Raw genomic sequence first — 26,681 nt, forward strand, 5'->3', positions numbered from 1 at the left:
CAATCTCTGTTTTCGCCATTTCTGGCAACCTGATTTCTCAGGTGTCGCTCACTCAAAATACTGACCGTCACTCATTGCTGAGCAACGTATTTCTTTTGTGTGAACATTTGATAATTTAAGTAATCAGCTGAACAAGTCAGCTGGCACCTTCATCAAACGCCCACACTTATCGACTGTTAATTGTTAAAGAACTTGTTCGGTACTGCCTTGCTGCGTTCTGCGAATCGTTTTGTTCGTCAGCAGCAGAGAAGCGAGATTATGCAGTGTTTCGTTTGCGTCGTCAACTTCTTTTTTCTTCACTTCGTTGCCGCTTGCAAAGAAATCACGCATCTAACACCTTGATTACGTGAACGTTTTGCAGACAGCGCCGAAGCGGAGGCGAATTATAGCGAACCCTGTCGGCCGTCTGCAAGCCCTTTTTGTGCACTGCGGCGACAAGGTTCGATTCCCATGATTAGAAGAAAATGATGCCGCCCAATGCGATGCCATTCATCTTGTCGCGTGCTCCTGCAAAGGCCTTCGAACGTGTCTGCCCGGCTTCGGCCACCAAGGTAATTGCACTGTTGAGGGCATAGTAGGCGCCGAGGGTGACGTTGGCATTCGATTTCAGCCCGCCGGTGCCGGCGCTATCGGCGCTGTTCTTGCTGCGGCCGTAACTGAGGCCGAGCTTGAGCTGGTCCGACACTTTATACGTGCCCTGCACTAGGAAGTGGGTGCTACGCACCCGGCCCTGGTCGGCGTCGGACAGGATGCCCAGTCCCCTGCCGCGCTGGACATTCACCAGCACGCCCGCCTGGCCATACTGGTAGAGCACGCCCGCCTCGAAGGCGCGCATGGTCAGGTCCGGAGTACCCGCCGCCAGGGGATCGAAGCGCTGGGTCTTGGCGCCGAGCCAAGCCTTGATGTCGCCTTGCGTGAAGGTCAGCTGGGCCTGGAACTGCGGCGTCGATGCGGCTGAGTAGGCGGACGGGGCAATGACTGGCGTATCGTCGACCGGACTCATCAGACCAAGATCGACAGTCAGTCCGGACGCCAGCTTCGGCGTCGTGTAGGTGATCTGCCCATAATGGTTGAGATAGGCGTAGCCGGCGCCGATGTGGCCGAGGGCGACGCGCCCGCGCTGGGTCGCCTGCACCGGTGCGCCGACGCCCATCAGGGTCATGTCGTTGAGGATCGCATTGGCGCCGAAGATGCCATAGTCGCGCCCCAGCTTGACGGTGCCGAGTCCCGCATTCCCGAAGGAGAAGAAAGCCTGGCGGACGTCGACGCCGCTGTTTTGCGAGATCGCGCTGTCGGTGGCCGTGTGGGCGTAGATGCCGATCAGCGCCTTGACCTCGTAGCCGCCCAGCTGCGAGGTGGCGGAGGTGACCAGTCCGCTGGGCAGCAGGCCGTTGCCGATCGTCGTACGGCTGTCGCGCCCACCGCAACCGAGGGCTTCGCCGCCCAGCGCCAGGCCGCCGACCGCGCCGCCCGAGCAATCGACGAAGGTGTAATAGGCGTTGACGTTGCCGCCTACGTTGACCATCCAGTCGCCCGCCTTGATGTCGACCGCCAGCGCCGGCTGCATGCATGCGGCCAGCGCACCCAGTACTGCTGTTGCCTGAAATTTCGAGACCCGCTTGTTCATCGCCGTCTCCTTGTCGGTTATGTGGTGTGCATGAAGTCCTGCACCCGACAGCGATGGCAAATCTCGTGCCCAGCAGTTCACGGGGCGAACACGGCTTTTTATGCCCTCCTCATGTTCAGAAACTGATCAGTTCATGATCCGCCAAAGGGTCAGCTGTGCTGTTTGCTGAGCGGCGAACTCGGCGCTAAGGAAGACGGCGGCCGGGCCCGCAAAAGCGCGCACTCCTCGTCGCTGAACAAGCGCGAGCGGGTGAGAAAACGGCGGCCGGTACCGTTGTCGAGCGAGAACATGCCGCCATTGCCGGCGACCACATCGATGATCAGCTGGGTATGTTCCCAGTAGGCGAACTGTTCGCTCCCCATGTAGAACGGGGTGTCGCCCAGCATGCCGAGCAGGACGTCGGTGTCGCTCACGTTGAACTCGCCTGCGGGATAGCACATCGGCGCGCTGCCGTCGCAGCAGCCGCCGGACTGGAAGAACATCAGCGGGCCGTGGCGGCGCTGCAGTTCTCCGATGAACGCGCGTGCCGCCGGCGTCGCAGTCACGCGCTCGGGCGCAGTCGTCATTTCCAACACCTCCGATTCCGCATAAAAATAACTCCGGAACCGTAGAGGCTCCGGAGCCGCCAGGGTGAATCGCTCAGAAGAAGCCGAGCGCCTTCGGACTGTAGCTGACCAGGAGATTCTTGGTCTGCTGATAGTGGTCAAGCATCATCTTGTGGTTCTCGCGCCCGATGCCCGACTGTTTATAGCCGCCGAACGCGGCGTGAGCCGGATACAGGTGGTAGCAGTTGGTCCAGACGCGGCCGGCCTGGATTGCGCGCCCCATACGGAAGGCACGCGAGGCGTCGCGCGTCCACAGCCCGGCGCCGAGACCGTACAAGGTGTCGTTGGCGATACGCAACGCATCGGCCTCGTCCTTGAAGGTCGTAACCGAGACCACCGGCCCGAAGATCTCTTCCTGGAAGATGCGCATTTTATTGTCGCCCTTGAACACGGTCGGGCGCACGTAATATCCCTCGGCCAGTTCCCCGCCGTGCAGGTGACGCTCGCCGCCGGCCAGCACCTCGGCGCCTTCCTGGCGGCCGATGTCGAGATAGGACAGGATTTTCTCGAGCTGCTCCTGCGAGGCCTGGGCGCCGATCATGGTCGACGAATCGAGCGGGTTGCCCAGCTTGATCGCGGCCACCCGCGCCAGTGCGCGCTCGATGAAGCGTTCATAGATCGATTCCTGGACCAGCACGCGCGAGGGGCAGGTGCACACTTCTCCCTGGTTCAGCGCGAACATCGCAAAGCCTTCCAGGCACTTGTCGAAGAATTCGTCGTCGGCATCCATCACGTCGGCGAAGAAGATGTTCGGCGACTTGCCGCCCAGTTCCAGCGTGACGGGAATCAGGTTCTGCGCCGCATAGCCCATGATCAGGCGCCCGGTGCCGGTCTCGCCCGTAAACGCGATCTTGGCGATGCGCTTGCTCGATGCGAGCGGCTTGCCGGCCTCCAGCCCGAATCCGTTGACGACGTTGACGACGCCCGGCGGTAGCAGGTCTCCGATCAGCTCCATCAGCACCATGATCGAGGCCGGGGTCTGCTCGGCGGGTTTGAGGACCACGCAGTTGCCGGCGGCGAGGGCCGGCGCGAGCTTCCACACGGCCATCAGGATCGGGAAGTTCCAGGGAATGATCTGGCCGACCACGCCCAGCGGCTCGTGGAAGTGGTAAGCGTAGGTCTCATGGTCGATCTGGGCGATCGACCCTTCCTGCGCGCGGATGGCGCCGGCAAAGTAGCGGAAGTGATCAATGGCCAGAGGAATGTCGGCCGCCGTCGTCTCACGGATCGGCTTGCCGTTATCGATGGTCTCGGCGGTGGCGAGCATGGCCAGGTTCTGCTCCATGCGGTCGGCGATTTTATTGAGGATGTTGGCGCGCTCGGCCGGCGAGGTCTTGCCCCAGGCTTCTTTCGCGGCATGGGCGGCATCCAGCGCCAGCTCGATGTCTTCGCCCGTCGAGCGGGCGACTTCGCAGAAGGGCTGGCCAGTGATCGGCGTGACGTTGGCGAAGTATTCGCCCTTGCTTGGCGCCACGTACTTGCCGCCGATGTAGTTGTCGTAGCGCTGCTTGAAGGGATTGGCGACGCCGAGCTTGCTGATGTCTGCGAGATTCATGTCATCCTCTTGATTGGTGGTTATAGACCGTTGGCGGCAACGGGCGTGACTGGGCACACCCGGGCTTTCGCAAGCACCGTGCCAGCCCGCTTGCCCCGTACCAGGTAGTCGATCCGCCCGTTTCTGACACACCTGTGCCAAACGGGGGACAGCACAGCGGATCAATGGCGCAGCATCCGCGCCGCCACCAGAACGCGGTACGCGTGGGCGCGTTTTTTGCATGACAGGTATATTGCTTGTCGAATTGTTATGAACGCCCAACCGGGAGCCATCCCTACCATGGAGAACCAATGACGCAACACGCATTTCGCTTGAACGCGATCGCCGCCCTGTGCGCCTGCTGGCCGCTGGCCGTGTTCGCGGCGGACGAACCGCAGGGCACGCAGGAACCGGCGGTCCAGGGTCCGATGAACGTCGTCGTCGTGACCGGCAGCCGCTCCGAGCACGCCAGCTTCGATTTGCCGGCCGCCATCGACGTGATCGACGCGGCCCAGATCCGCGACACCCAGCCGCGCGTGAACGCCTCCGAGGCGCTGGCCGCGGTGCCGGGCCTGGTTGCGCGCGACCGCCAGAACTATGCGCAAGACTTGCAGATTTCGTCGCGCGGCTTCGGCGCCCGCTCCGCCTTCGGCGTGCGCGGCGTGCGCCTGATCGCCGACGGCATTCCGGCCACCATGCCCGACGGCCAGGGCCAGGCTGCCACTTTCAACCTCGACATGGCCGAACGCATCGAAGTGCTGCGCGGCCCCTTCTCCGCCCTGTACGGCAACCACTCGGGCGGCGTGGTCCAGCTGTTTACACGCGACCCGAAAGGGCCGCCCTCGGTCGAGACCAGCGTGTCGGCCGGCAGCGACGGCCTGCGCAAAGTCGACGTCAATGCCCAGGGCAGCAGCGGCAATCTCGGCTACCTGATCGATGCCTCGCGCTTCGACACCGACGGCTTCCGCGACCATGGCGCGGCTCGGCGCGACCAGGCCTATGCCAAGCTGACCGCGGCCACGTCAAGCACCTCGCGCCTGGTGCTGACTGCCAGCGGCCTGCGCCAGGACGACACGCAAGATCCGCTCGGCGTCACCTGGGCGACTTACCAACGCGATCCGCGCGCCGGCGAAATCGACACCACCGACACCCAGGTCCCGCAGCGCACCCTGGCCGAGCGCTACAACACCCGGAAAAGCATCGATCACAAGCAGGCGGGCCTGACCTGGGAAAACCGCTTCGGCGCCAACCGGCTGCAGGTGACGGCCTACGGCGGCAACCGCCGCGTGGTGCAATACCAGTCCTTTTCGCGCGGCTTCCAGGCCCCGCCGACGCACTCGGGCGGCGTGGTCGACTTCGACCGCGATTTTTACGGTGTCGACGTCAACTGGCGCGACGTGCGCGAACTCGCCGGCGGCACCCTGCGCACCACGGTCGGCCTCGACATCGGGCGTTCGACGGATTCGCGCCAGGGTTACGAGAACTTCGTCGGCAACGAATTCGGCGTGCGCGGACGCCTGCGCCGCGACGAGGAGGACAAGGTCTCGAACACCGACCCATACCTGCAGATGGAATGGGAGCGCGACAAGTGGGTCGTTACGGGCGGCCTGCGCCGCAGCCGCGTCACCTTCGAAGTGAGCGACCGCTTCCTCGCCAACGGCAACGACAGCGGCAAGGTGCGCTACGGCCACACCACGCCCCTGGTCGGCCTGCTCTATAAACTGACGCCGACGCTGAACGTGTATGCCAGCGCCGCCCGCGGCTTCGAGACGCCGACCCTGAACGAAGTGTTTTACTCGGGCGCCGGCGCCGGCTTCAATTTCAATTTGCAGCCGGCCACCAGCACCCACCTGGAGGCGGGCGTGAAAGCTTTTGTCACCGACGACATCCGCGTGAATGCGGCGCTGTTCCAGGTGAAGACGCAGGATGAACTGGTGGTGGACGTGTCCAGCGGTGGCCGCACCAGCTACCGCAATGCCAGCGCCACCTTGCGCCAGGGCGGAGAATTGTCGCTCGATGCCGAGCTCGGCGCGGGCTGGAGCGCCAAGCTGGCCCTGTCCGCCCTGCGCGCGATCTATGACGAAGGCTTCGGCACTGTGCCCGAAGGCAGCCGCCTGCCGGGTGTGCCGAAGGTCAGCGTGTACGGCGAGCTGGGCTGGAAGGAAGCGGCCGGGCGCTACGGCGCCGCGCTCGAGACCGTCGCCAACGGGCGCGTGTATCCGGAAGACACGAATACCGCCCAGGCGGCGCCGGGCTATGCGATCTTCAATGCGCGGGCGCAGGCCAGCCAGCAGCTGGGCGGCTGGCGTTTCAAGGAGTTCGTGCGGCTGAACAATCTGTTCGACAAGCAGTATGTGGGCTCGGTGATCGTGGGGGATGCGAACCGGCGCTTTTATGAAGGTGCGCAGGGGAGGAATTGGGTGGTGGGGGTGAGTGGGCAGTATCAGTTCTGAGGCTTCCCACGACAGACCTGACGCCAACGATCGACGCGTGGGCGGCGAAGCCGCCCACCTTACGGCTTTCCGCCCAGCGCTAGGGTCAAGCGAAGGGACGTAAGGTGGGCAGGGGTTTTGATCCGGGGGATCAAAACCCCTGCCCACGCGTTCAGCCAGCGCCGGTAACCCACACTAGCGCTTAAAACCGGTATCGCATTCCCACATTCAGCGTCCGCGACGCGCCCGGCGAGACGAAACGCGCGGGCGACGGTGCCACCGCCCCGGCATGCGGCTGCAGCAGCTGCCCGCCGGGGAACATGTCCACGGCCAGCGCACCGAAAGTCTCGTAGCGGCGGTCGAAAACATTGTTCACCCGCGCGAACAGCTCCCATCCCGGCAGCGGACGCCAGCGCGCGTGCAGGTTCACCAGCACGTGTCCACGCACGCTCCAGTCGGCTTGCCGCGCCTCGTCGCCGTCTTCGGCATCCGCGATCAGGCCATCCTCGTTCCCCTGTATCGGCGCGTGCGACAGCGCCTGCAGGTCGGCGCCCAGCACCAGGCCGGGGCGCGCGTCCCAGTCGAGGCCGAGTTTCAGCGTATGGCGCGGCAGGCCCGCGATCGCAGTTCCCGGCCCCACCACGACCGTGCGTGCGCCCGTAAACAAGGTGCCGGCGGCATCGTAGGTCGCGCGCAGGTAACTGTAGTCGGCGCTGGCGCGCAGCACGCCCCATTCGGCGTGCGCACCCAGGTCGGCGCCCTGGTGGCGGGTGCGTGCAAAATTCGAGAAATAGCCGGCACGCGAAGCGCCAGCACGGCTGAACAGGATGTCGTCGCGGTTGACCGTGCGGTACAGGCTGGCGTTGAACCCGGCCCGTGCCTGCCCGCCGCGTACGCCGGCTTCCAGCGTGCGCGACACTACCTGTCTCAGATAGGGGTCCGACTGCAGCCCGACAGGCAGGCGGCAGGGTTCTTCCGGATCGGCGCAGCCGAGTTCGATGACGGTCGGCACCCGGTTGCTCTGCGAGAGATTGGCGAACCAGGTGAGCGGACCGCGCGCATGGGTCAGCCCCAGCGCCGGATTCAAGCGCTTATAGGTAAACGTTTCCGGCGCCTTGGGGCCGTCTTCGGTCGTCAGGGTATTGCCGACGCGCGCATGGTTGTAGCGCAGCGAGGCCGTTACATGGGTCGACTGCGGCAGCGCCAGCGTGCCGGCGGCGTACAGGCCGGCCGCGCGCGAGGTGCCGGTGACGGAGGAGGCAGGCTCGCGTTCTTCGTCCGGGTCGCCTTCGACGCCGCGCGCCGGCGTAAACAAGGCTTCCTGTTCATACTGGGCGAAGTCGACGCGGCTGTGGTCCCAGGTGGCGCCCATATTCAAGCGATGGGCGCCGAGCTGGCGCGCCAGGTCGATGCTGGCGCCGCGCCCGCGCTGGCGCGTGCTGGTGGTGTTCAGGCTGGCCGGATGCAGCTCTGCCCCCTCTTCGCGCGTCAGGCCGCACTCGCCTGGATCGGCCGGGCTGCCGTCGGCGAGAAAACCGTCGGCGCAGTCCTCGGTGTAATCGGCGTACTCGTCGCCGACGTCGCCGCCGACCGTGTCGCGCCGGCTATTGCGCACATACGCGGAGGCAGTCAGCTCGGTGGCCGTATCGAAGCGGTGCTGCAGCCGGAAGGCCGTCTGCAGCAGGCGGTTGCGGGTGCGGTCGGGGAAGGTGTAGACGGCGCGCCGGTCGGCCTCGTACAGCCCGGGCAGCACTTCCCCATCTTCGTCGCGGTAACTGGGCAGCAGGCCGTTGCCGAGCAGGCGGCTGCGTCCGCCCAGCAGGGTCCATTGCCAGTCGGTGCGTTCGCCCGCCTGCCCGACTTTCAGGAACAGGTTGCCGAGGCGGCCGGCGGAATGGTCGCGCCAGCCATCCTCGCGAAACAGGGTGGCGGCCGCGAACGCGTGCCAGCCATTGTTGCCGCGCACACCATAAGACAGATCTGCGCGGCGCCGTCCGTTGTCGCCCACGGAGAGCGCCAGCTCGCCGCCCGGATCCTGCAGTCCGGAACGGGTTTCGAGGGCGATCGCGCCGCCCAGCGTGTTCAGGCCATATAAAGGATTCGAGCCGGGCACCAGCGACAGCCGGGCCAGCGCCGCTTCCGGCAGCATGTCCCAGTTGATCACGTCGCCGAAGGGCTCATTCACGCGCACGCCGTCGAGATACACGGACAGGCCCTGGCCGGTGCCGAGGATGGGAGACGCGCGAAAGCCGCGGTAATTCAGATCCACCTGGAACGGGCTGCCCGAGATCTCGTTGACGTTGACGCCGTGCAGGCGGCGCGCCATGTTCTCGACCAGGTTGCCGCCGCCGTTGTCGCGCAATGCCGCCGGCCCGAGCGTCTGCACGCCGTAGGGCAGCAGGCGCGGATCGCTGCCGCCCTCGGCAAAAGGCACGGTGCCGACCACCTCGACCCGCGCCATCTGGACTTCAGGCTCGGGCGCGGCGTCGGCGGCCGACAGCGCTGTCCCGGCAAGCACCCCCGCCAGCCACCGCGTACTCGTGCGAGAACGGAGGCGGCTGCGGATCGTGTGCGTCATGTGCTTCTCCGTGATCGATATCGATGACTGCATGAGCAAGCGCCATGCCATGGCCGGCACGGGGCAGGCGTACTGCACACCTGTATCAAAACGGAACAGGTGTCACATCGCTGCCTGTACCGGCTTGTGCGGCAGGGCCGAGGTGGCGCCGGGATACAGGCGCGCCAGGGTGGCGTTGGTGGCCGCTTCGAGGACGGCGAAGACGCGGGCGCTGGCCGCGGCCAGGTCGGGCGCGGCGCGCACTTCCTGCCACAATCTATCCAGCGGCTGCGTGCCGAGCGCCGCCTCGACTTCGGCCTGCCAGAAGGCCGGCGCTTCGCTTTCGATGTAGTTGCCGCGTCCGCGCCCGAAGTGGGCCACGGCCAGGTAGCGCAGCACGGCGCCCGTCAGCAGCGTTTGCAGGAAGGCGTCGGCGAACTGCACGCCCGCCTTGTCTCCTTCCGCGCGCTGATTGAAACCCCAGGCGGCGCCGGCCGCGGTCAGGCCGCCGACGATCGCCCCCAGCAAGGCGCCGCCGCCCAGGGTCAGGCCGCCCGCCATCAGGTCGGCCGACAGGCCGGTGGCGGCGCCCGAAACCACGGCGCCGAGCAGGCCGGCCTGCGCCTTGTCGATCGGCGCGCGTACGGCGAAGTTTTCGCGCACGCGGGTGTTGATCGCGCGCGCTTCGCCCGGATCGACCTTGTGCAGCACCAGCATGCGCATGGTCGCCTTGTTGATTTCTCCGTTCAGGCGTTCGACCAGGCCGGCCATCGCGGTTTCATAACGCTGCTGCCGGTCTTTATTCAGGCCGACCGTTTTCAGGGCCGTACGCAGGAAGCCGCCGCCTTCTTCCACGATGGGCTGGCTATCGCGCGCAGCAGCCGCGACTTGCTCGGCACTGATGCGCAAGGCTTGTGCGTAGCGCTGGCGGTTGTGCTCTTCCCAGGCCGTGCGCAGGCGCGTATAGCCGGCCTGTTTCTCCGGCGCGACCAGGGGCGCAACCGCCTCGTAGAACACGTGTTCGTGCACCCAGCAGCGGGCGAACGCGTCCAGCGCCAGCACCTCGCGCACAATGGGAAAACGCGCCAGGTGCTTTTTCCACTCCTGCTGCTCCAGCCCCTCCTCCGCACCGGGACGCGGCGGCCCCATCTGGTTCAGCAAGACCACGACAGGCTTATCTAACCATTCCAGGATGTTCATCTCTGCAGGTAGATAGCCGGCGTCGCCCGGAAGTTCCGAGGAATTGACGAGGTAGAGCACGACATCGGCTTCATCCTTGGCCGCGCGCAAAGCCTGCTGGCTGAGCCAGAACGGACGGTCGCGGTAGCGGTCGAATACTTCGCGTAGAAACCAGCCGATCGGGTTGCCTGACATGGACAGGCGTTTCATGAGCCGCACCGAATCGCCGAAGCCGGGCGTATCCCACAGCAGCAGGGTGTCGCCGGCGGCGCTGGTCTGCAGCGGATGGGCTTCGGCAAACGTGGTCACGTGGGCGGCGTCGCGCACTTCTCCCACGTCGGCGCCGACCAGGGTGCGTGCCAGGGTCGTCTTGCCGTTGTTCGTATGCGAAACGAGGGCGAACTGGATTTTGACGGGGGCCTCGTTCATCGCAGCTCCGGCAGGGCCAGGCCGGCGCCCAGCTCGATCGGGTGCCTGGCCGGGTCGACCAGGTTCACCACCGTGGCGGCGGTGCCGTGGAAGCTGCAGAACTGGCGCCACAGGGCGATGCGTTCGGTCACGCGCGCCTCCAGGCCTGCCTGGCCGGCGCCGCGTTCGGTCAGGCTGGATTCGTCGAGCAGCACCGCCACGCCCCGTTTGGTGTTGCGGACCAGGTAGTCGAGGAAGGCGCCGTGGTTTTCCTTTTCCGGCGTCGCCGCCAGGCTGAACAGGGCGGCGGTGACGGTGACGCCCGCTTCTTCCAGAGGCGTGTCGCGCAGGGCATCCTTCGGCTCTTCGCCGTAGGGCACGGTCGGACGCAGCAGCACGCGCGCCTGGGCGCCGAGGGCCATCGCGGCCACGGTCCACAGGCCGCGGTCGCGCGCTTCGTCGAGCGTAAAACTGTAGGGCAGCACGCGCAGCACGGCCGGGGTGCCGGCGCCGATGCTGTCGGCCAGGCGGCGGAAATACGGGTGCTCGAGTTCGAGCGGGAAGCGCCGCGCCAGGCGCCGCGCGCGCCAGCCGGCAAACGCGGCCAGCAGCAGGCGCGGCAGCACGACCAGCAGCAGGATGGTGGCGCCGTACAGATGCACCCAGCGCTCGCCGCCGGTCGCCGGCGTGCCGGCGCCGAAGCGCAACGATTCGATATCGGCCAGGCTGAAACCCTGGAGGAAGGGGAACAGGAACAGCACCGGCGAGAACAGCCAGGACAGCAGGGTATGGACCTGGGTCGCGTCGAGGAAGGTGCTTTCCCAGCCGGCGACGTATTGGGTCAGCAGGCCGCGCGCGTACAGCGACAGCACGGCGCCCAGCGCGAAGGCGGCGGCCGACAGGTGCACGGTGCGCGACAGGCGCGCGCGCGTCAGCGGTTCGCTCAATATCGCCCACTCGGTCATGAAATTGGTCATGCCGGTGGCGAGCGCGCCCGGCAGCTTGCGCGGCAGTGCCGCCTTGCCGACGCTCAGGCGGCGCAGCAGCCCCTGGCCCGCCCAGCCGGTCTTGCGGCCCGGGATCAGGGCCCACACCAGCAGCACCACGTACACCAGCAGATTCCAGCCGATGATGAACAGGAGCGGCGCCGACAGCAGATCGACCCGGTGCGGATCGGCGATGCGGTCGAGCAGCGCGCCGGCGAACAGCGCCAGCAGCGGCAGCGCGGCCCAGACGCCGGGCAGGCCGAGCCCGCGGCGCTGGAAAGTAGCGAAGGCCGGCGTGCGCTCGGCCAGGCGTTTCAAAATCTGCTCCGAGCGCTGCTCGAGAAAATGTTCCTGGGTGACGGCGGCCTTGCTGTCGGCCGCCTGCCAGGCCGCCAGTTCGCGCGCGCTGCGGCTGGCGTATTTGCGGTCGTCTTCGCTGAGCACCTGGTGGCCGGTGTCGGCGCTTTCGATCGCCCGCACCAGCACGACCCGCCGTGCAACTTGTTCGTTCATGCTCGTCCTGTTTTATTGGATTGGCAACATCACCAGCCAGATTGTGCACCAGTTTGCGTCCCTGCCCTAGCACGGCCCGTTTGCGTCAGCCCATCCGTAGCAAAACTACGTCCACACGATTGACTTCAAGCGAGCACGAGCGTAGCGTCTCCCTGCTGTATTGATGAGCTTCCCGGAAGAGGTAGCGAAAGTACAGAAAACAAACAAATGTTTAATAAATATAAACAAATATCGGAGACTGACATGCAACGCAAAATCCTTGCCGCCCTGCTCACGGGCGCCCTGCTTGGTGCACCTGCCTGGGCCGCGATCAACCCGAATAAACTCGGCGCCGCCTACGACGCCACCAAGGCCAACGTGACCTTCAAGGTCTACTCGAGCAAGGCGACGCGAATCGAGCTCTACCTGTACAGCGCGGCCACTGGCAGCGCCGAAAAGGCGAAATATGTGATGACGAACTCCGGCGGAATCTGGAGCGTGACCATCCCGACCTCGACCTTGAGCGGCCAGGGCCTGGGCGGCACCCTCTATTACGGCTACCGCGCCTGGGGCCCGAACTGGCCCTATAACGCCAGCTGGACCAAGGGTTCCAGCCTCGGTTTCATCAGCGACGTCGATGCCGCCGGCAACCGGTTCAATCCAAACAAACTCCTGAGCGACCCGTATGCCCTGGAGCTGAGCCACGATCCGACCACGGCGACGATGACCAACGGCACCATCTACGCCAGCGGCGCCACCTACCGCAACATCGACAGCGGCTCCTCGGCCCCCAAAGGCATCGTGCTCGCCGGCGATACGCAAGCCACGGGCACCAAGCCGACCCGTGCCCTGAAGGACGACGTCGTCTACGAGGCGCACGTGCGCGGGCTCACCATGAACGACACCGGCATCACGGCCGCCTACCGCGGCACCTATAAAGGCGCTGGTTTGAAGGCGGCCGCGCTGGCGGCGCTGGGCGTCACCGCCATCGAATTCCTGCCCGTGCAGGAAACCCAGAACGATACCAACGACAACGATCCGGCCAGCACTACGGGCGACAATTACTGGGGTTACATGACCCTGAACTATTTCGCCCCGGACCGCCGCTATGCCTACGACAAGACGCCGGGCGGCCCCACGCGCGAGTTCAAGGAAATGGTGAAGGCCTTCCACGACAACGGCATCAAGGTGCTGATCGACGTCGTCTACAACCACACGGGCGAAGGCGGCGCCTGGTCGCCGACCGACAAGACCACCTACAACATCACGAGCTTCCGCGGCCTCGACAATCCCACCTATTACAGCCTGACTTCGGATTTGCAAAATTCCTGGGACAACACCGGCGTCGGCGGCAACTACAACACCCGTAATACGATCGCCCAGAACCTGATCGTCGATTCGCTCGCCTACTGGCGCGACAAGCTGGGCGTCGACGGCTACCGCTTCGACCTGGCCTCGGTGCTCGGCAACAGCTGCCAGCACGGCTGTTTTAACTTCGACAAGATGGACGCCGGCAATGCGCTGAACCGCATCGTCGCCGAACTGCCGCCACGTCCGGCGGCCGGCGGCAGCGGCGTCGACCTGATCGCCGAGCCTTGGGCGATTGGCGGCAACTCCTACCAGGTCGGCGGCTTCCCCAGCGGCTGGGCCGAATGGAATGGCGCCTACCGCGACGTCGTGCGCCAGGCGCAGAATAAACTCGGCAGCGCGGCGATCACGACCGGCCAGATGGCCACCCGCTTCGCCGGCTCCAGCGATTTGTATGGCGACGATGGCCGCAAGCCCTGGCACTCCGTCAATTTCATCACCGCCCACGACGGCTTTACATTGAAAGACCTGTACAGCTGCAACAGCAAGAACAACAGCCAGGCCTGGCCTTACGGTCCAAGCGACGGCGGCGAGGACAACAACAACAGCTGGGACCAGGGCGGCATCGCGGCCGACCAGCGTAAAGCCGCGCGCAACGGCATGGCGCTGATGATGCTGTCCGCCGGCGTGCCGATGATCGTCGGCGGCGACGAGGCGCTGCGCAGCATGAACTGCAACAACAACCCCTACAACCTGGATTCCTCGGCCAACTGGCTGAACTGGAGCCGGACCACGGACCAAAGTAACTTCCAGGCGTTCAGCAAAGCGATGATCGCCTTCCGCAAGGCCCATCCGGCCCTGCGTCCCGCGAATTTCTACTCGAGCGTGGACACCAACGGCAACGTGATGGAACAGCTGCGCTGGTTCAAGCCCGACGGCGGCGTGGCCGATGCCGCCTATTTCAATGACGCCAACAACCATGCGATCGCCTGGCGCATCGACGGTTCCGAGTTCGGCGACAGTGCCTCCGCCATCTACGTCGCCCACAACGCCTGGAGCGCGCAGGTGAACTTCACCCTGCCATGGCCGGGTGCCGGCAAGAGCTGGTACCGCGTGACCGATACCTGCGGCTGGGCCGAAGGCGCGGCGCAGGTCCAGGCGCCGGGCAGCGAAGCACTGGTCGGCGGCGAAAACACGGCATACGGCCTGTGCGGACGCGGCACCCTGCTCCTGATCGCGAAGTAAGGCTTTTTTTCGTGAAAGCAGCGAGCGCGTGACTAAGACCACCAATCTCGTCACGCGTTCCCTGCCAATGCAAGCTGGATGACGCCGGTCTGAAATTCGCCATGTGACCCGCATACAGTACCGGCAGCTATTCAAAAAATTCGGGAACTGACCGACAATCTGGCGGTTGATCGGTGTATTCTCCACAACAGATGGGGTGCCAAACTCACAAAACAGTCCATAGCTGACAGTTGCCGGCGTCCGCGCCGGCCGGGCTCACGGACACAGGAGACAGTATGTCGAAGTTTGCCGTGGAACACGTCAAGCGCGTCCATTCGGTCGTCCACGACCGGATGGGGGCCGACTGTATTGGAGCCGGTAACCGGATCACGCGATCCTGGATCCGGTGTCTCAACGAATACCAGCTCAATCCCGACAGCTGCGCCGAACCCGAAGTGGTGGCGCCGATCGAGCTGCAGGAGCGCCAGGAAAGGCTGGCCGACGTGCAGGCCGTGGCCAAGGTCGAGATGGCCAACCTCTACCAGCAGCTGGCCGGCTCCGGCTACGCGATCATGCTGACCGACCGCGAAGGCGTGCTGCTCAATTATTTCGGCGACCCGGCCTTTACCCATGCCGCCTCCAAGACCGGCCTGATGCAGGGTGCGGTCTGGAGCGAGCGGGTGCAGGGAACCAACGGCATGGGCACCTGCCTGGTCGAACGGCGTCCGCTCACCGTGCACCAGGACGAACATTATTTGTCGCGCAACATCGGCCTGTCCTGCGCGGCGGCTCCGATCTTCGACCATGAAGGCGAACTGGTCGGCGTGCTCGACGCCTCCGGCGAATCGCGCCTGGCCCAGCAGCACACGCTGGCGCTGGTCAGCATGTCGGTGCAGATGATCGAAAACCGCGTCTTCCTGCACCAGTTCCGCCACGATTACATCCTGCGCTTCCATAACCGGCCCGAATTCGTCGGCACCCTGAGCGAGGGCGCGATCGCGCTGAGCGTGACCGGCACCGTGCTGGCCGCGAGCCGCGCTGCGCTCTCCCTGCTCGGCTACACGTATCCGGGCGAGATCGTCGGGCGCGATGTCTGCGAGCTCTTCAACATCACCTTCCCCGGGCTGGTGGACAGCTCTACGCGGCGCGCCTTCCACCCGGTGCCGATCTTCGAAGTGCGCAGCAATGCCCGCTTCTTCGCCGTGGTCTACCAGCCGGTCACAGGCACCGGCATGGGCAGCGGCGCGCGCCGCCCCCAGCGCGGCGCGGCCAGGCTCGGTGCGCCCGCCGCGGAAGCCGATGCGCTCGACGCGCTGCACCACGGCGACCCGACCATGCGCGCCAACGTCGAGACCGCCAAACGGGTCATGGAGCGCAATGTGCCGATCGTGCTGCTGGGCGAAACCGGCACGGGTAAAGAACGCTTTGCGCGCGCGATGCACTTGTCCGGCAGCCGCGCCAGCCGGCCTTTTGTCGCGATCAATTGCGCCTCGATTCCGGAATCCCTTGTCGAAAGCGAACTCTTCGGCTACCGCGCGGGCGCCTTCACCGGCGCCAGCAAGGACGGGCAGCGGGGCAAGCTGCTGCAAGCCAATGGCGGCACCCTGTTCCTGGACGAGATCGGCGACATGCCGGTCGCGCTGCAGGCGCGGCTGCTGCGCGTGCTCGAGGAGCGCGAGGTGGTGCCGCTCGGCAGCGAGACGCCCGTCAAGCTCGATATCCGCGTAGTCAGCGCCACCCACTGCGACCTCACGCAAAAAATCGACAGCGGCGCCTTCCGCGAGGATTTGTACTACCGCCTGCAAGGCGTTGCCTTCACCATGCCGCCGCTGCGCGAACGCCAGGACCGCGGCGCCCTGATCCGCCAGCTGGTCTTCGAAGAAAGCGATGCCGGCAGTCCGGTCGAAGTCGACGATCGGCTGCTGGACCTGCTCGAGCGCCAGCGCTGGCCCGGCAACCTGCGCCAGCTGCGCCACCTGCTGCGCACCATGATCGCGCTGCGCGAAACGGATCGCCTCGGCGTGCACGACCTGCCGCCCGAATTGCGCCAGGGGCTGGCCGATGCGCCACCGATCGCACAGCCCGCGGCCGCGCAGGCTACGGCAGCGCCCGCCGCGGTGCTGGGCGGGAAGCCGGCCGAGGGCCTGAATCCCTTCGAATGCGCGGAACGCGAAGTCTTGCTGCAGGAACTCAAGCGCCACCAGTGGAACCTGAGCGGCGTTGCGCGCGAATTGAACATCAGCCGCAACACGCTGTACCGCAAGCTGCAGAGGCTGAACATCGAGCATCCGGACAAGTCCTTGTTTCACTGAATCGAGATGGATGCTTCCAGCTACCCGCGCTACACCGGCACCGCGATCGCCCTGCACTGGCTGATCGCACTGCTGCTTCTCGGGCAGTTCGCCTTCGGCCTGATGCTCGAGGACATCCCGCGTGGCACGCCGGCGCGCGGCTATTACGTCAACCTGCATAAAAGCAGCGGCATCCTGATCGGCCTGTTGATCCTGCTGCGCCTGGGCTGGCGCCTGACGCACCGGCCGCCGCCGCTGCCGGCGTCGATGCCGGCCTGGCAACGCCATGCGGCCAGGTTCAGCCATATCGCCCTCTACGTGTGCATGATCGCGCTGCCGCTGTCGGGCTACATTGCCTCGAATGTCAGCCGTCACGGCATCAAGTTTTTCAATGTGGTGCGCTGGGCGCCCTGGGGGCCGGACGACAAGCAGTTATATGCGCTGTTCAATGGCGCCCACCACCTGTTCGCACTGCTGCTGGCGCTGCTCGTTGCCGTGCATGTGCTGGCCGTCGCAAAGCACATGCTGATCGACCGCGACGGTTTGCTGTTGCGCATGTGGCCGCGCCGCGCCGCCGCGCCCGACCGAACGCATTCCAACCTGCCCGTGGAGAACCGATGACTTTGCTGTCCGTCCGCCGTCTTGCCGCCTTTGCCTTTTCCCTTACCGTCTCCGCTGCCGCGCTGGCCGCTTCTCCTCTGGCCTATGTGCCGAACGAAGGATCGGGCACGATTTCCATCATCGACACCGCCACCGACGAGATCGTGGGCGAACTCCCCGGCGGCACCAAGCCGCGCGGCCTGGTGGTCGGGCCTGACGCGCGCTGGCTCTACGTCAGCGACCAGCCGCACAACCGGCTGCAGCTGGTCGACCTCGGCGCGCGCAAGCTGGGGCCGACGGTAGCCCTGGGCGAATCGCCCGAAGGGGTGTCGATCTCGCCCGATGGCCGCTGGGTGATCGCCGCCGTGGAGGGCAAGAACGAAATCGCGGTGACCGATACCCGCACCAATGCGCTGGCCTTTTCGATTCCCGTGCACGGCAAGAACCCGGAGCACGCCGTGTTCAGTCCGAACGGCCGCCTGGTCTTCGTCAGCGCCGAGGAAGGCGATGCCGTCGACATCCTCGATTTCGCAAGCCGCAAGCAGGTGGCGCAAGTGGCCGTGGGGGCGCGTCCACGCGGCATCGGCTTCCTGCCCGACAGTAGCCGCGCGTATATCGCCACCGAAAACGCGAACGAGGTCTTCGTCATCGACACCGCCAGTTTCGCCATCGTCACGCGCATCAAGGCCGGCCTGCGCGCCAACGGCATCGCGGTGCACCCGAGCGGCAAGTTCGTCTACGTGTCGAACGGCGGCGACGCCAATGTGTCGGTGATCGACTCCGCGACGAACCAGATCGTGGCCACGGTGCCGGTCGGCCAGCGTCCGTGGAACATGGCGCTCACTCCGGACGGCAAGAAGCTGTACGTGGCTTGCGGCCGCTCGAACAGCGTGACGGTGATCGACACGGCCAGCCGTACGCGGCTGCGCGATATCGCGGTCGGTAAACTGCCGTGGGGCGTGGTGATCAGGTAGGGCTGCAGCGAAGCAGGCGATCAGCCGCAGCCGGAACCTGGTTCACCTCTGCACTATAACGGGCACTCGTACTCAGGCCGGCACGTCCCCCGGAAATCCATCGACATCGACGCTGACCGGCCGGCAGCGGCTGGGCGCGACCGGCATCGCCGCCGGCCCTTTCAGCAGATCGATGACGAGGCCCGCAGGATTGCAGCCGATCGACGCATGCAGGCCCGCATACGCCGCCGTCAGGCGCGGATTGACGTCGAGGACCATGACGCCGCGCTCGTTCAGGATGATGTCGACGCCGACATAGCCCCACAAGGTGGGCAAGGCCGCCGCCACCTGCTGCGCCAGGCGTTCGAGCATGCCGTCCGTGTCGCTCAGGCCGTTCACGGTACTGCCGAGGAAGTGAAAGCGGTTGTCGCGCACCGCCACCCGCTCCAGGTTGCGCGCCAGCAGGCGCGCGCTGCCGTCGCAGCAGATCAGGGACAGGCTGCCCAGCTTGCCCGCAACGAAGGGCTGCAGCACATAACCCTGCGCGGCGCTGGTGCGGATCCAGGCCAGCGCGGACGCGCGGTCGGCGAACAGGCGGGTGTCGACACAGCCGGCGCCGTCTTCCGGCTTGACCACCCAGGCCCCTTCTCCCTCGGGCAGGGAGGCGTGCGGCCGATAGGTCGGCACGGTCGCGACGCCGCCGTCGGCCAGCGCCCGCGCCACTTTCAGCTTGCTGCCGGCGACGCGCACGGCGCCCGGCGCGCTGCCCAGCAGGATGCGCTTGCCGCGCAGGACGTCGCGCGACAGGTTTTCCAATAAGCCCTCGGATTCGGGCGCCAGCGGCCAGACCGCGTCGGCGGCCTGCACGCAGGCAGTAAAGCGTTCGCCGAAGGATTGCGCCGTCCAGTTGAGCGCGCCCGGCCCGCCCGCGCCAGGCCGGCACAGCGTCGCCATGGTGCACACTTCGACCCCGGGCAAGGCGCCGAGGTCGGCCAGCAGGGCATCGAACAGCATGGTGCCCTGCTGCGTGAACGCATGCGGCAGGGCGCGTGCCATCGGCCCGCCTTCGGTCACATAGTCGAAAGCAAACACTTTCAAGGGCGCCATCCTGAGCCTCCGGCTGAGTCCATGTCCAGGCAGCGTCCATCCGCCAAGCTCAGCGCTGGGGGCTGACGACCTTCACCAGGGTAAGCGTTTCATCGATGACGGGCGTGGCGGCGCCGGGGGCTGCTGCGCCGGGTGCTCCAGGACGAGCTTGTGCCGTAGCGGCTGCTGCGCCAGGCGGGCCGGTGCGGCCCGGCGCCGTGCCCGCAGGCGCCGTCACGCCTGCGCCCGGTTTGGCCTGGCCCGACGCCGCGGTTCCTGGCTTCGCACCAGGAGCCGCTGCTGCCGCCGCAGTACCAGCGGCCGCCCCTTGCGGCGCTGCCGTCGCAGGCTGCGCCGTGCCGGGCGGGGCGCCTCCCGCTGCCGCGCGCGCCACCACCGTTCCCGGCCGCTCCGCCCCCGTGCTCGCGAGCGAGGTGCTGATCTGGTAGATCCCGCCCGGCACCTCGTCGCTGAGGACGAAGGTATAGGTCTTGCGCACGTAATTCTCGAAGCGTGCGCGCATCGGATCGTCCAGGTAGGGCTGGATGCGCACGGCCTTACCTTCCACCGTCTTGCCCTGGTAGGTGATGCGCTGCGGGCTCACTTTTGCGGCGTTGGCCAGCGCCATCCGGATGCGCTTGCGGAAGTAGGTGACCGAGCCGCCGGTCAGGCGCCGCATCTCGGCGATGTCATGCTCGAGAAAGCCGAGCAGCACCGGATTGCCATGGGCGTCGTCGACGTCGGGCAAGGTGTGCATGCGTGCGCCGGTGAGGAAGCGCAGCGCCGCATGGACCTGCCCCTTGGCGCGCGAGACGTCGAGCTGGACGCTGTCGGTAAAGGCGGGTTCGACATTGCTGAGCTTGCGGAATTCGTAGACCAGGGTCGCCGGCGCCTGCATGCGCGGCAGGTGGTCGGTCTCGAACAGCAGAACTTCGGCCGGCGAGATGGGCTGCGCCATGACGCCGCCTGGGCTCGCGGCAAGCATGGCGATGCCGGCCGCGCACAGGCAACGCGCCGCGCGCGCGGCAAGGAGCTTGGTAGTCATGCCGCTCATGGTGCTTTCGCCGCAGGCGGCGCCGTTGCCACCTTGCCCTGCTCGTCGACCAGCGGCACGCCGTACTGCTCGAGGATCGCATGGATCTTCGCTTCGTTGGCGACGATCAGCTGGTCGATCCGCTGTTTGAAATCCTTGTCGGCGTGTCGGACCGCCATCGCGATCTCGAAATCGAATTTCATGCCCGGCTGCGAGACCAGCGGAATGGCGGCGATCGGCGCCGTGCGGGCATTCCTGGCGAAGTAGCCGGCAATCGGTCCCCAGGCAAAGGCCAGGTCGATCTTGCCGCTCGCCAGGTCCTTCTCGATGACTTCGCCGGGATACTGCTCGGCGTCGCCGGTCTGGCTCTGGTACCAGGTCACCTGCTCCATCAGGCGGTTCTGCAGCAGCCAGTCGGTGACAGGCGAGCCGGCAAAAGCGCCGATGCGCAGCTTGCGGCGTTGCGCGGGATCGAGCGCCAGTAAATCGTCGAGGCTGCGCACCCCGTCCAGTCCCTTGCCGCGCACATAGGCCATGGCATAGCTGGAGTGATAGTAGGGACGCGTGGTGGCCGCCATGTCGAAACCCTTGGCGACGCCGGTGACGAGGTCGCACTTGTAGCGGTCGGAATTCTCTTCCTTGGCGCGCAGGGTATTCCGAATAAAACCCATGCGCTGCGGGAACCAGGTGTGTTCCAGTTTCCAGCCCAATTGCTGCGCGAACAGGGCTGCAATCTTGTTCTCGAAACCGTTCAGCGCGCGGTTCGACAGCGGCAGGTTGTTCGGGTCCTGGCAGACCCGCAAGACCTTGTCGTCGCCGGGTGCCGGGCTCGGCTGGGCGCGGGCGATGCCGGACAGCCCGGAGAGCCCGGCCAGCACGCAGGCCGCGCCTGCCAGCAACGGGCGCCACGTCATTTGCCGATCTCCTGCAGGCGGCCCGGCTGGATGGCCCCATCCGATCGCCCTTTCAGATAGGCATACAGGTTGTCGATGTTCTCGCTCACCATTTTGCTGGTATCGAAATTCGGCATCCCCTTCTCGATCCGCCCTTTCAATACGGTGGCCTTGAATTCGTCCTTGCTCAATACCTTCAAACTGTTTACCAGCGAGGGCCCGACCATGCCTTCCTGGGCCGCGCCGTGGCAGCGCTCGCAGGCCATGGCGCGCCAGGTCTTCCAGCCGCTCAGGGTCTGTGCGTCGACCTTGTTACCTTCAGCAACCTTGTAGGGCGGGGTATCGCCCGCAGCGGCGACGGCCGACGGCAATCCCGACAGCGCCACCATGAATGCGCACACGGCGCTGCCCGCTGCAATCTTCGTGATTCTGTTCATATCCATTCCCGGCAAGCGAGGCGGCCGCCGGCGTGGCGCCGGCAACCGTCCTCAGTGTGATTCAAACTTCGATGACAAACGCCTCGGTGACAAAGCTCAGCGGTCAGGCAGGGCGAACACGGTCAGCACGCCGCCCAGCTCGGTGTACTTCGCCAGGTCCTTGTAGCCGCCCACCGCACCCAGGCCTTCGGTGCCCTTGGTCAGGCCCGCCGCCAGGCCGATACCGGCCCAGCCGCCGATCCCGGACAGCACGCCGACGTACTGCTTGCCCTTGTACTCCCAGGTGTGGACGTTGCCGATGATGCCGGACGGGGTCTTGAACTTCCACAGTTCCTTGCCGTTCAGGTCGACCGCTTTCAGGTAGCCCTCCAGGGTGCCGTAGAACACGACGTCGCCGGCAGTCGAGAGCGCGCCGCTCCAGACCGAGAATTTCTCGGGCTTGGACCAGAGGATCTTGCCGGTGCCGGCATCCCAGGCGATGAAGTTACCCAGTCCGCCATGGCTGTTCGGCGCCGCATACATCGAGAGCGTCGAGCCGACATAGGGCTGGCCGGCCGTGTACTCGATCTGGAAAGGCTCGTAGTCCATGCAGACGTGGTTCGTCGGCACATAGAAGATGCCGTTCTTGCGGTTGAAGCTGGCCGGCTGCTGGTCCTTGGTGCCGAGCGCCGAGGGGCAGATGCCTTTCGAATTGAAATCGGGACCGTTCTTGTCGGTGCTGTACTTGGCCACGACTTGCGGACGCCCGCTCTTCATGTCGACGTGGGTCGCCCAGTTCACTTTCGGGTCGTATTTTTCGGCGACCAGCAGCTCGCCGCTGACGCGGTCGAGGGTGTAGGCGAAGCCGTTGCGGTCGAAGTGCACCAGGGCCTTGCGCGGCTGGCCCTTGACCTTGATGTCGGCCAGGATCATTTCGTTGACGCCGTCGTAATCCCACTCGTCGTGCGGCGTCATCTGGTAAACCCATTTCGCCATCCCGGTGTCGAGATCGCGGGCGAAGATGGTCATCGACCACTTGTTGTCGCCGGGACGCTGGCGCGGGTTCCAGGTGCTCGGGTTGCCGGTGCCGTAGTAGACCAGGTTGGTCGCCGGATCGTAGCTGTACCAGCCCCAGGTCGTGCCGCCGCCCAGTTTCCACTGGTCGCCCTGCCAGCTCTTGAGCGAGGAATCGGGGCCGATCGGCGCCATCTTGCCGTCGGTCCAGGTCATGGTTTTGCCGGGGTCGACCATCAGTTCGTTGTCGGGCCCGGTGCTGTAGGCCTTCCACAGGATTTTGCCGGTGTTCATGTCGTGCGCCGTCACGCGTCCGCGCACACCGAATTCGCCGCCGCTGATACCGGTGAGCACCTTGTCCTTGAACACGTGCGGGGTATTGGTCGTGGTCTCGCCGATCTTCGGATCGCCGACCTTGATCTTCCAGAGCTCGGCGCCGGTCTTGGCATCGAGCGCGACCAGGGTGGTGTCGGCCTGCTGCAGGAAGATCTTGCCGTTGGCGTAGGCCACGCCGCGGTTGACGGTGTCGCAGCACATCACGGGAATGACGGTCGGGTCCTGCTTCGGCTCGTACTTCCAGCGGATGCTCTGGTCTTCCAGAGAGAGTGCGAACACCTTGTTCGGGAAGGGGCTGTGGATGTACATGGTGTCGCCGACGACCAGCGGTCCGCCTTCGTGGCCGCGCAGCACGCCGGTGGAGAAGGTCCAGGCGACCTGCAGGTTCTTGGCATTCTTGGCGGTGATCTGTTTCAGCTCGCTGTAGCGGTGATTCGCGAAGTTACCGGACTGCATGGCCCAGTTCTTCGGATCCTTCGTCAGCTGCTCGACGTCGGAGTTGGCGGCAAAGGCCGGGGCAGCCGCCAGCGCCAGGCACGGCCACCAGCGGATGAGTCTTGTAGTGAGTGACATGGTTAAGTCTCCTTTGGTTTTATACGCGGTGCGACCTGATTACGCTTGCAGGCAAACTTCCGGACTGCGACAGGCGGGGTAGCCCCAACCAACAGCACAGCACTTACCGTGCCAGTGTCTGCATGTGCGTACTGCGCGGCGTCCTGTGCAGAATTCGTGACAGTCGGCCCTGAACGTGTGCCATCCGTGACGCAGCACCGTACTGAACATCGTGCGCAACATCGAACTCATCATCGGGCTCAACGCTCGGGCACGTGACAGGCCTTGCTGGCGCTGGCCTGCAAGGCTTTGTACTTGTTCGCCATCACCTTGACGGTCGGCGGATCGCGGAACATGCCGCCCCGCTCGCCCGCCAGGGTCTGGTTGCGCTGGGCGGTCGACATCGCCACGTAGTCCTCGTACGACATTTCCTTGGCGATGTGGTCGATAGCGCAGGAACATTTGTAGAGGTACTCGTATTTGCCCTCGTGTTTCTGCATGCATTCGAGCACGTACTCGACCCGGCCGCTGGTCGGGAAATCGTGGGCCTGGACGGCCAAGGGCGCCAGGCCCGCCGCCAACAACAATATGCTTCGCTTCATCTTCTCTCCATGGGGCTCGCAGCGGCCGGTCAGGTGCGGACCGGCCACTGCGTGTTCCGCAGGTATTGGTTATGCGTTCCTGAGCACGCCACGCTGCTTGGCGACGTGGGTCGAGATCGCGTCCATCAGGGCCGGCGAGAGCGCGTCGTAGGGCGGCAGGCCCATCTCGGTCAGGCGGGCACGCACCGCGCCCATCTCTTGCGGCGGGGCGCCTGCCTCGATGATCGAGGAGACGAAGGCGGCGAACTCGGGCGGAGCCCAGCCCTTTTCTTTGGAGAGCTCGGTGTGCACGAAGTCGAGTCCATAGAAGGCGTGTCCGGTGTTTTCGATGCGCCCGTACATGTGGACACCGCAGTCGCGGCAGGCGTAGCGCTGGATCGTGGCGCTCTGGTCGACGACCTGCAGCTTGTCTTCGTTGGCGGTGACCTTGACATTCTCGCGTCCGACCACGGCGACTTGCGAAAACAGCGCGCCGGCCGGCTTCCAGCACTTGGTGCAGCCGCACACGTGGTTGTGCGCCACCTGCCCTTTGATCTCGACCGTGACCGGATTGCTGCTGCACAGACAGGTCAGCGTGCCGCCCGCGAAGTTGGGGTCGGACCGCTTCATGCCGTCGACTGCCGGATGGATATTGGTTGCACTGCTCATGATCGCGTCTCCTTGTGGTTGGATTAGTACAGCACGACCGAGCGGATCGACTGCCCGCTCTTCATCAGCTCGAAGCCTTCGTTGATGCGCTCGAGCGGTAAGGTATGGGTGATCAGGTCGTCGATGTTGATCTTGCCGTCCATGTACCAGTCGACGATCTTCGGCACGTCGGTGCGGCCGCGCGCGCCGCCGAAAGCAGAGCCTTTCCATTGGCGCCCGGTGACGAGCTGGAAGGGCCGCGTGCTGATTTCCTGGCCGGCCGCGGCGACGCCGATGATGAAGGATTGGCCCCAGCCCTTGTGGCAGCACTCGAGCGCCTGGCGCATCAGCTGGACGCTGCCGACACACTCGAAGGAAAAGTCGGCGCCGCCGTCGGTCAGCTGCACGATGTGGTCGACGACGTTGCCGACCTCGTTCGGATTGACGAAGTGGGTCATGCCGAACTTGCGCGCGATCTCGACGCGGCCGGGATTGATGTCGATGCCGATGATCTTGTCGGCCCCGACCATTTTCGCGCCCTGGATCACGTTCAGGCCGATGCCGCCCAGGCCGAACACGACGACGTTCGCGCCGGCTTCCACCTTGGCCGAGAACACGACGGCGCCGACGCCCGTGGTGACGCCGCAGCCGATGTAGCAGGCTTTATCGAAGGGCGCGTCGGAGCGGATTTTCGCGAGGGCGATTTCGGGGACGACGATGTAGTTGGAAAAGGTCGAGGTGCCCATGTAGTGGAACAGCTGCTGGCCGTCGATCGAGAAACGCGAGGTTGCGTCGGGCATCAGGCCGCGTCCCTGGGTCGCGCGGATCGACTGGCATAGATTCGTCTTGCGCGACAGGCAGAATTTGCATTGCCTGCATTCGGGCGTGTACAGGGGGATGACGTGGTCGTCGCGCTTGACCGAGGTGACGCCGGGGCCGGTCTCGAGCACGATGCCGGCGCCCTCGTGGCCGAGGATGGCAGGGAAAATGCCCTCGGGGTCGGCACCGGACAAGGTGTAGTAATCGGTGTGGCAGATACCGGTCGCCTTGATCTCGACCAGTACCTCGCCGGCGCGCGGCCCCTCCAGGTCGACCTCGGCGATGGACAGGGGTTCTCCGGCCTTCCACGCAATGGCAGCTCTCGTTTTCATGGCATCTTTCTTGTCGATGAGGTCCGCTACCAGAGCGGACGGGTTAGCAAAACGGGGGCAGGCCGGGCTTATCGCCGCTCCAAATCTGCAACAACGCTCAGTGCGTTGTGCCGGCCGGGAGACAGGTGTTCCGTCCTCGCTGCTCGCATCGCTGTCGGAACGGGCGCCTGGTGCACCTGCTTAGCCGAGAATGCAAGCGCCGTGCCACGCGGCGCTCACGCTGCGTCGGCAAGAAAATAAAGGAGGGATGAGATATGCGATGGGACGGTTCAGTGACGGCGTCCACCGCGGCCCCAACCGTGCCTGCCATGGCCGCCGTAATAGCCGCGGTGACCGTGGTAGCTGTGATGGTGTCGGTAATAGCCAAAGCCGAAGTCGAGTGTGACGGGCGGACCGACATAGGTCGGGTAGCCATAGCCATAGCTGGGATAGTAGGGGTCGTAGGCAGCGTACGGTGGGGCGTACACGCAGCCTCCGAGGCCGGCGGCCAGCAGCAATGCGCTAACGATGCGCCGGACCGTGCGTCGATGTCGGGTGTTCATGGCAGGATCCTTGAACTGCGAACCTGTCTTGATTGTAGTTCCCGACCCGGCGTTTGCAAGAATTCGGAGCACAAAAGCAAAAACCCCGCAGAGGTGAGGGTCCACAATGTGGACCCGAACCTGCGGGGTTCTGAACACAAAAAAAAACCCGCTCAGCTTGCTGAGCGGGTTTTTCTCTTATAACTAGCCTGACGATAACCTACTTTCACACTGGTTGCAGCACTATCATCGGC

21 protein-coding genes are annotated in these 26,681 nt (G+C 65.4%); 5 read left to right on the forward strand and 16 right to left on the reverse strand.

Annotated elements, in window-relative coordinates; all coding sequences use genetic code 11:
- Positions 1–183: 183 nt before the first annotated feature.
- The 4 genes from ACFPQ5_RS03325 to adh form a co-directional block, all read right to left on the reverse strand.
- On the reverse strand, positions 184–330 hold the full coding sequence (locus ACFPQ5_RS03325) for a hypothetical protein (protein WP_379751839.1): 147 nt from the start codon (positions 328–330) through the stop codon (positions 184–186).
- A 124-nt stretch (positions 331–454) separates the two neighbouring features.
- Entirely contained in the window at positions 455–1,627 is a 1,173-nt protein-coding gene (locus ACFPQ5_RS03330; protein WP_379751840.1) for a porin, read from the reverse strand.
- A gap of 149 nt (positions 1,628–1,776) precedes the next feature.
- The gene (locus ACFPQ5_RS03335) at positions 1,777–2,193 is read right to left on the reverse strand and encodes a DUF779 domain-containing protein (protein WP_379751841.1); all 417 of its coding nucleotides are present in this window, start codon (positions 2,191–2,193) and stop codon (positions 1,777–1,779) included.
- Positions 2,194–2,266: 73 nt separating this feature from the next.
- A complete protein-coding gene (gene adh, locus ACFPQ5_RS03340; RefSeq protein ID WP_379751842.1) occupies positions 2,267–3,787 on the reverse strand; it encodes an aldehyde dehydrogenase in 1,521 nt (506 codons plus the stop codon).
- Positions 3,788–4,077: 290 nt separating this feature from the next.
- Here adh and ACFPQ5_RS03345 point away from each other — a divergent pair, with 290 nt between their 5' ends.
- Positions 4,078–6,219 (forward strand): TonB-dependent receptor family protein, encoded by a 2,142-nt coding sequence (locus tag ACFPQ5_RS03345; RefSeq protein WP_379751843.1) that lies wholly within the window; start codon positions 4,078–4,080, stop codon positions 6,217–6,219.
- Positions 6,220–6,400: 181 nt separating this feature from the next.
- Here ACFPQ5_RS03345 and ACFPQ5_RS03350 read toward each other — a convergent pair whose 3' ends face one another.
- The 3 genes from ACFPQ5_RS03350 to ACFPQ5_RS03360 form a co-directional block, all read right to left on the reverse strand.
- Positions 6,401–8,776: a TonB-dependent receptor gene (locus tag ACFPQ5_RS03350; protein WP_379751844.1), complete on the reverse strand. Its 2,376-nt coding sequence runs from the start codon at positions 8,774–8,776 to the stop codon at positions 6,401–6,403.
- A 102-nt stretch (positions 8,777–8,878) separates the two neighbouring features.
- On the reverse strand, positions 8,879–10,363 hold the full coding sequence (locus ACFPQ5_RS03355; RefSeq protein WP_379751845.1) for a DUF3482 domain-containing protein: 1,485 nt from the start codon (positions 10,361–10,363) through the stop codon (positions 8,879–8,881).
- Entirely contained in the window at positions 10,360–11,841 is a 1,482-nt protein-coding gene (locus tag ACFPQ5_RS03360; protein ID WP_379751846.1) for a DUF2868 domain-containing protein, read from the reverse strand. The genes ACFPQ5_RS03355 and ACFPQ5_RS03360 overlap by 4 nt, the downstream gene beginning before the upstream one ends.
- A gap of 243 nt (positions 11,842–12,084) precedes the next feature.
- Here ACFPQ5_RS03360 and ACFPQ5_RS03365 point away from each other — a divergent pair, with 243 nt between their 5' ends.
- The 4 genes from ACFPQ5_RS03365 (at position 12,085) to ACFPQ5_RS03380 (ending at position 18,217) form a co-directional block, all read left to right on the forward strand.
- Positions 12,085–14,373 (forward strand): alpha-amylase family glycosyl hydrolase, encoded by a 2,289-nt coding sequence (locus ACFPQ5_RS03365; RefSeq protein ID WP_379751847.1) that lies wholly within the window; start codon positions 12,085–12,087, stop codon positions 14,371–14,373.
- 275 nt (positions 14,374–14,648) lie between these two features.
- Positions 14,649–16,664: a sigma-54-dependent Fis family transcriptional regulator gene (locus ACFPQ5_RS03370; RefSeq protein WP_379751848.1), complete on the forward strand. Its 2,016-nt coding sequence runs from the start codon at positions 14,649–14,651 to the stop codon at positions 16,662–16,664.
- 6 nt (positions 16,665–16,670) lie between these two features.
- The gene (locus ACFPQ5_RS03375; RefSeq protein WP_379751849.1) at positions 16,671–17,264 is read left to right on the forward strand and encodes a cytochrome b; all 594 of its coding nucleotides are present in this window, start codon (positions 16,671–16,673) and stop codon (positions 17,262–17,264) included.
- Positions 17,261–18,217, forward strand: a complete 957-nt coding sequence (locus tag ACFPQ5_RS03380; RefSeq protein ID WP_379751850.1) for a beta-propeller fold lactonase family protein — start codon at positions 17,261–17,263, stop codon at positions 18,215–18,217. Before ACFPQ5_RS03375 ends, ACFPQ5_RS03380 begins: the two co-directional genes overlap by 4 nt.
- 72 nt (positions 18,218–18,289) lie before the next feature.
- Here the strand turns inward: ACFPQ5_RS03380 and ACFPQ5_RS03385 are convergent, their stop codons facing one another.
- The 9 genes from ACFPQ5_RS03385 to ACFPQ5_RS03425 form a co-directional block, all read right to left on the reverse strand.
- A complete protein-coding gene (locus ACFPQ5_RS03385; RefSeq protein WP_379751859.1) occupies positions 18,290–19,288 on the reverse strand; it encodes an ATP-grasp domain-containing protein in 999 nt (332 codons plus the stop codon).
- 64 nt (positions 19,289–19,352) lie between these two features.
- The gene (locus ACFPQ5_RS03390; protein ID WP_379751851.1) at positions 19,353–20,327 is read right to left on the reverse strand and encodes a hypothetical protein; all 975 of its coding nucleotides are present in this window, start codon (positions 20,325–20,327) and stop codon (positions 19,353–19,355) included.
- 5 nt (positions 20,328–20,332) lie between these two features.
- The gene (locus tag ACFPQ5_RS03395; protein ID WP_379751852.1) at positions 20,333–21,229 is read right to left on the reverse strand and encodes a quinoprotein dehydrogenase-associated putative ABC transporter substrate-binding protein; all 897 of its coding nucleotides are present in this window, start codon (positions 21,227–21,229) and stop codon (positions 20,333–20,335) included.
- A complete protein-coding gene (locus ACFPQ5_RS03400; protein WP_379751853.1) occupies positions 21,226–21,645 on the reverse strand; it encodes a c-type cytochrome in 420 nt (139 codons plus the stop codon). Before ACFPQ5_RS03400 ends, ACFPQ5_RS03395 begins: the two co-directional genes overlap by 4 nt.
- 96 nt (positions 21,646–21,741) lie before the next feature.
- Positions 21,742–23,547 carry a methanol/ethanol family PQQ-dependent dehydrogenase gene (locus tag ACFPQ5_RS03405; protein WP_136223602.1) on the reverse strand — a complete coding sequence of 602 codons (1,806 nt, stop codon included), beginning with the start codon at positions 23,545–23,547 and terminating at the stop codon, positions 21,742–21,744.
- A gap of 239 nt (positions 23,548–23,786) precedes the next feature.
- Positions 23,787–24,128, reverse strand: a complete 342-nt coding sequence (locus ACFPQ5_RS03410) for a hypothetical protein (RefSeq protein ID WP_379751854.1) — start codon at positions 24,126–24,128, stop codon at positions 23,787–23,789.
- Between the two features lie 69 nt (positions 24,129–24,197).
- Positions 24,198–24,776 carry an S-(hydroxymethyl)glutathione synthase gene (gfa, locus tag ACFPQ5_RS03415; protein WP_379751855.1) on the reverse strand — a complete coding sequence of 193 codons (579 nt, stop codon included), beginning with the start codon at positions 24,774–24,776 and terminating at the stop codon, positions 24,198–24,200.
- Between the two features lie 23 nt (positions 24,777–24,799).
- Positions 24,800–25,906 carry an S-(hydroxymethyl)glutathione dehydrogenase/class III alcohol dehydrogenase gene (locus tag ACFPQ5_RS03420; RefSeq protein ID WP_379751856.1) on the reverse strand — a complete coding sequence of 369 codons (1,107 nt, stop codon included), beginning with the start codon at positions 25,904–25,906 and terminating at the stop codon, positions 24,800–24,802.
- 269 nt (positions 25,907–26,175) lie between these two features.
- Entirely contained in the window at positions 26,176–26,448 is a 273-nt protein-coding gene (locus ACFPQ5_RS03425; RefSeq protein WP_379751857.1) for a hypothetical protein, read from the reverse strand.
- Positions 26,449–26,681 lie beyond the last annotated feature (233 nt).

This window comes from Massilia suwonensis (genome assembly GCF_042655665.1).
GTDB classification, from domain to species: Bacteria; Pseudomonadota; Gammaproteobacteria; order Burkholderiales; family Burkholderiaceae_D; genus Telluria; species Telluria suwonensis.

Excerpts from the sequence above, each read along its gene's own strand:
- ACFPQ5_RS03325 (WP_379751839.1), bottom strand. The coding sequence starts at position 330 with ATGCGTGATTTCTTTGCAAGCGGCAACGAAGTGAAGAAAAAAGAAGTT.
- ACFPQ5_RS03330 (WP_379751840.1), bottom strand. The coding sequence starts at position 1,627 with ATGAACAAGCGGGTCTCGAAATTTCAGGCAACAGCAGTACTGGGTGCG.
- ACFPQ5_RS03335 (WP_379751841.1), bottom strand. The coding sequence starts at position 2,193 with ATGACGACTGCGCCCGAGCGCGTGACTGCGACGCCGGCGGCACGCGCG.
- adh (WP_379751842.1), bottom strand. The coding sequence starts at position 3,787 with ATGAATCTCGCAGACATCAGCAAGCTCGGCGTCGCCAATCCCTTCAAG.
- ACFPQ5_RS03345 (WP_379751843.1), top strand. The coding sequence starts at position 4,078 with ATGACGCAACACGCATTTCGCTTGAACGCGATCGCCGCCCTGTGCGCC.
- ACFPQ5_RS03350 (WP_379751844.1), bottom strand. The coding sequence starts at position 8,776 with ATGACGCACACGATCCGCAGCCGCCTCCGTTCTCGCACGAGTACGCGG.
- ACFPQ5_RS03355 (WP_379751845.1), bottom strand. The coding sequence starts at position 10,363 with ATGAACGAGGCCCCCGTCAAAATCCAGTTCGCCCTCGTTTCGCATACG.
- ACFPQ5_RS03360 (WP_379751846.1), bottom strand. The coding sequence starts at position 11,841 with ATGAACGAACAAGTTGCACGGCGGGTCGTGCTGGTGCGGGCGATCGAA.
- ACFPQ5_RS03365 (WP_379751847.1), top strand. The coding sequence starts at position 12,085 with ATGCAACGCAAAATCCTTGCCGCCCTGCTCACGGGCGCCCTGCTTGGT.
- ACFPQ5_RS03370 (WP_379751848.1), top strand. The coding sequence starts at position 14,649 with ATGTCGAAGTTTGCCGTGGAACACGTCAAGCGCGTCCATTCGGTCGTC.
- ACFPQ5_RS03375 (WP_379751849.1), top strand. The coding sequence starts at position 16,671 with ATGGATGCTTCCAGCTACCCGCGCTACACCGGCACCGCGATCGCCCTG.
- ACFPQ5_RS03380 (WP_379751850.1), top strand. The coding sequence starts at position 17,261 with ATGACTTTGCTGTCCGTCCGCCGTCTTGCCGCCTTTGCCTTTTCCCTT.
- ACFPQ5_RS03390 (WP_379751851.1), bottom strand. The coding sequence starts at position 20,327 with ATGACTACCAAGCTCCTTGCCGCGCGCGCGGCGCGTTGCCTGTGCGCG.
- ACFPQ5_RS03395 (WP_379751852.1), bottom strand. The coding sequence starts at position 21,229 with ATGACGTGGCGCCCGTTGCTGGCAGGCGCGGCCTGCGTGCTGGCCGGG.
- ACFPQ5_RS03400 (WP_379751853.1), bottom strand. The coding sequence starts at position 21,645 with ATGAACAGAATCACGAAGATTGCAGCGGGCAGCGCCGTGTGCGCATTC.
- ACFPQ5_RS03405 (WP_136223602.1), bottom strand. The coding sequence starts at position 23,547 with ATGTCACTCACTACAAGACTCATCCGCTGGTGGCCGTGCCTGGCGCTG.
- ACFPQ5_RS03410 (WP_379751854.1), bottom strand. The coding sequence starts at position 24,128 with ATGAAGCGAAGCATATTGTTGTTGGCGGCGGGCCTGGCGCCCTTGGCC.
- gfa (WP_379751855.1), bottom strand. The coding sequence starts at position 24,776 with ATGAGCAGTGCAACCAATATCCATCCGGCAGTCGACGGCATGAAGCGG.
- ACFPQ5_RS03420 (WP_379751856.1), bottom strand. The coding sequence starts at position 25,906 with ATGAAAACGAGAGCTGCCATTGCGTGGAAGGCCGGAGAACCCCTGTCC.
- ACFPQ5_RS03425 (WP_379751857.1), bottom strand. The coding sequence starts at position 26,448 with ATGAACACCCGACATCGACGCACGGTCCGGCGCATCGTTAGCGCATTG.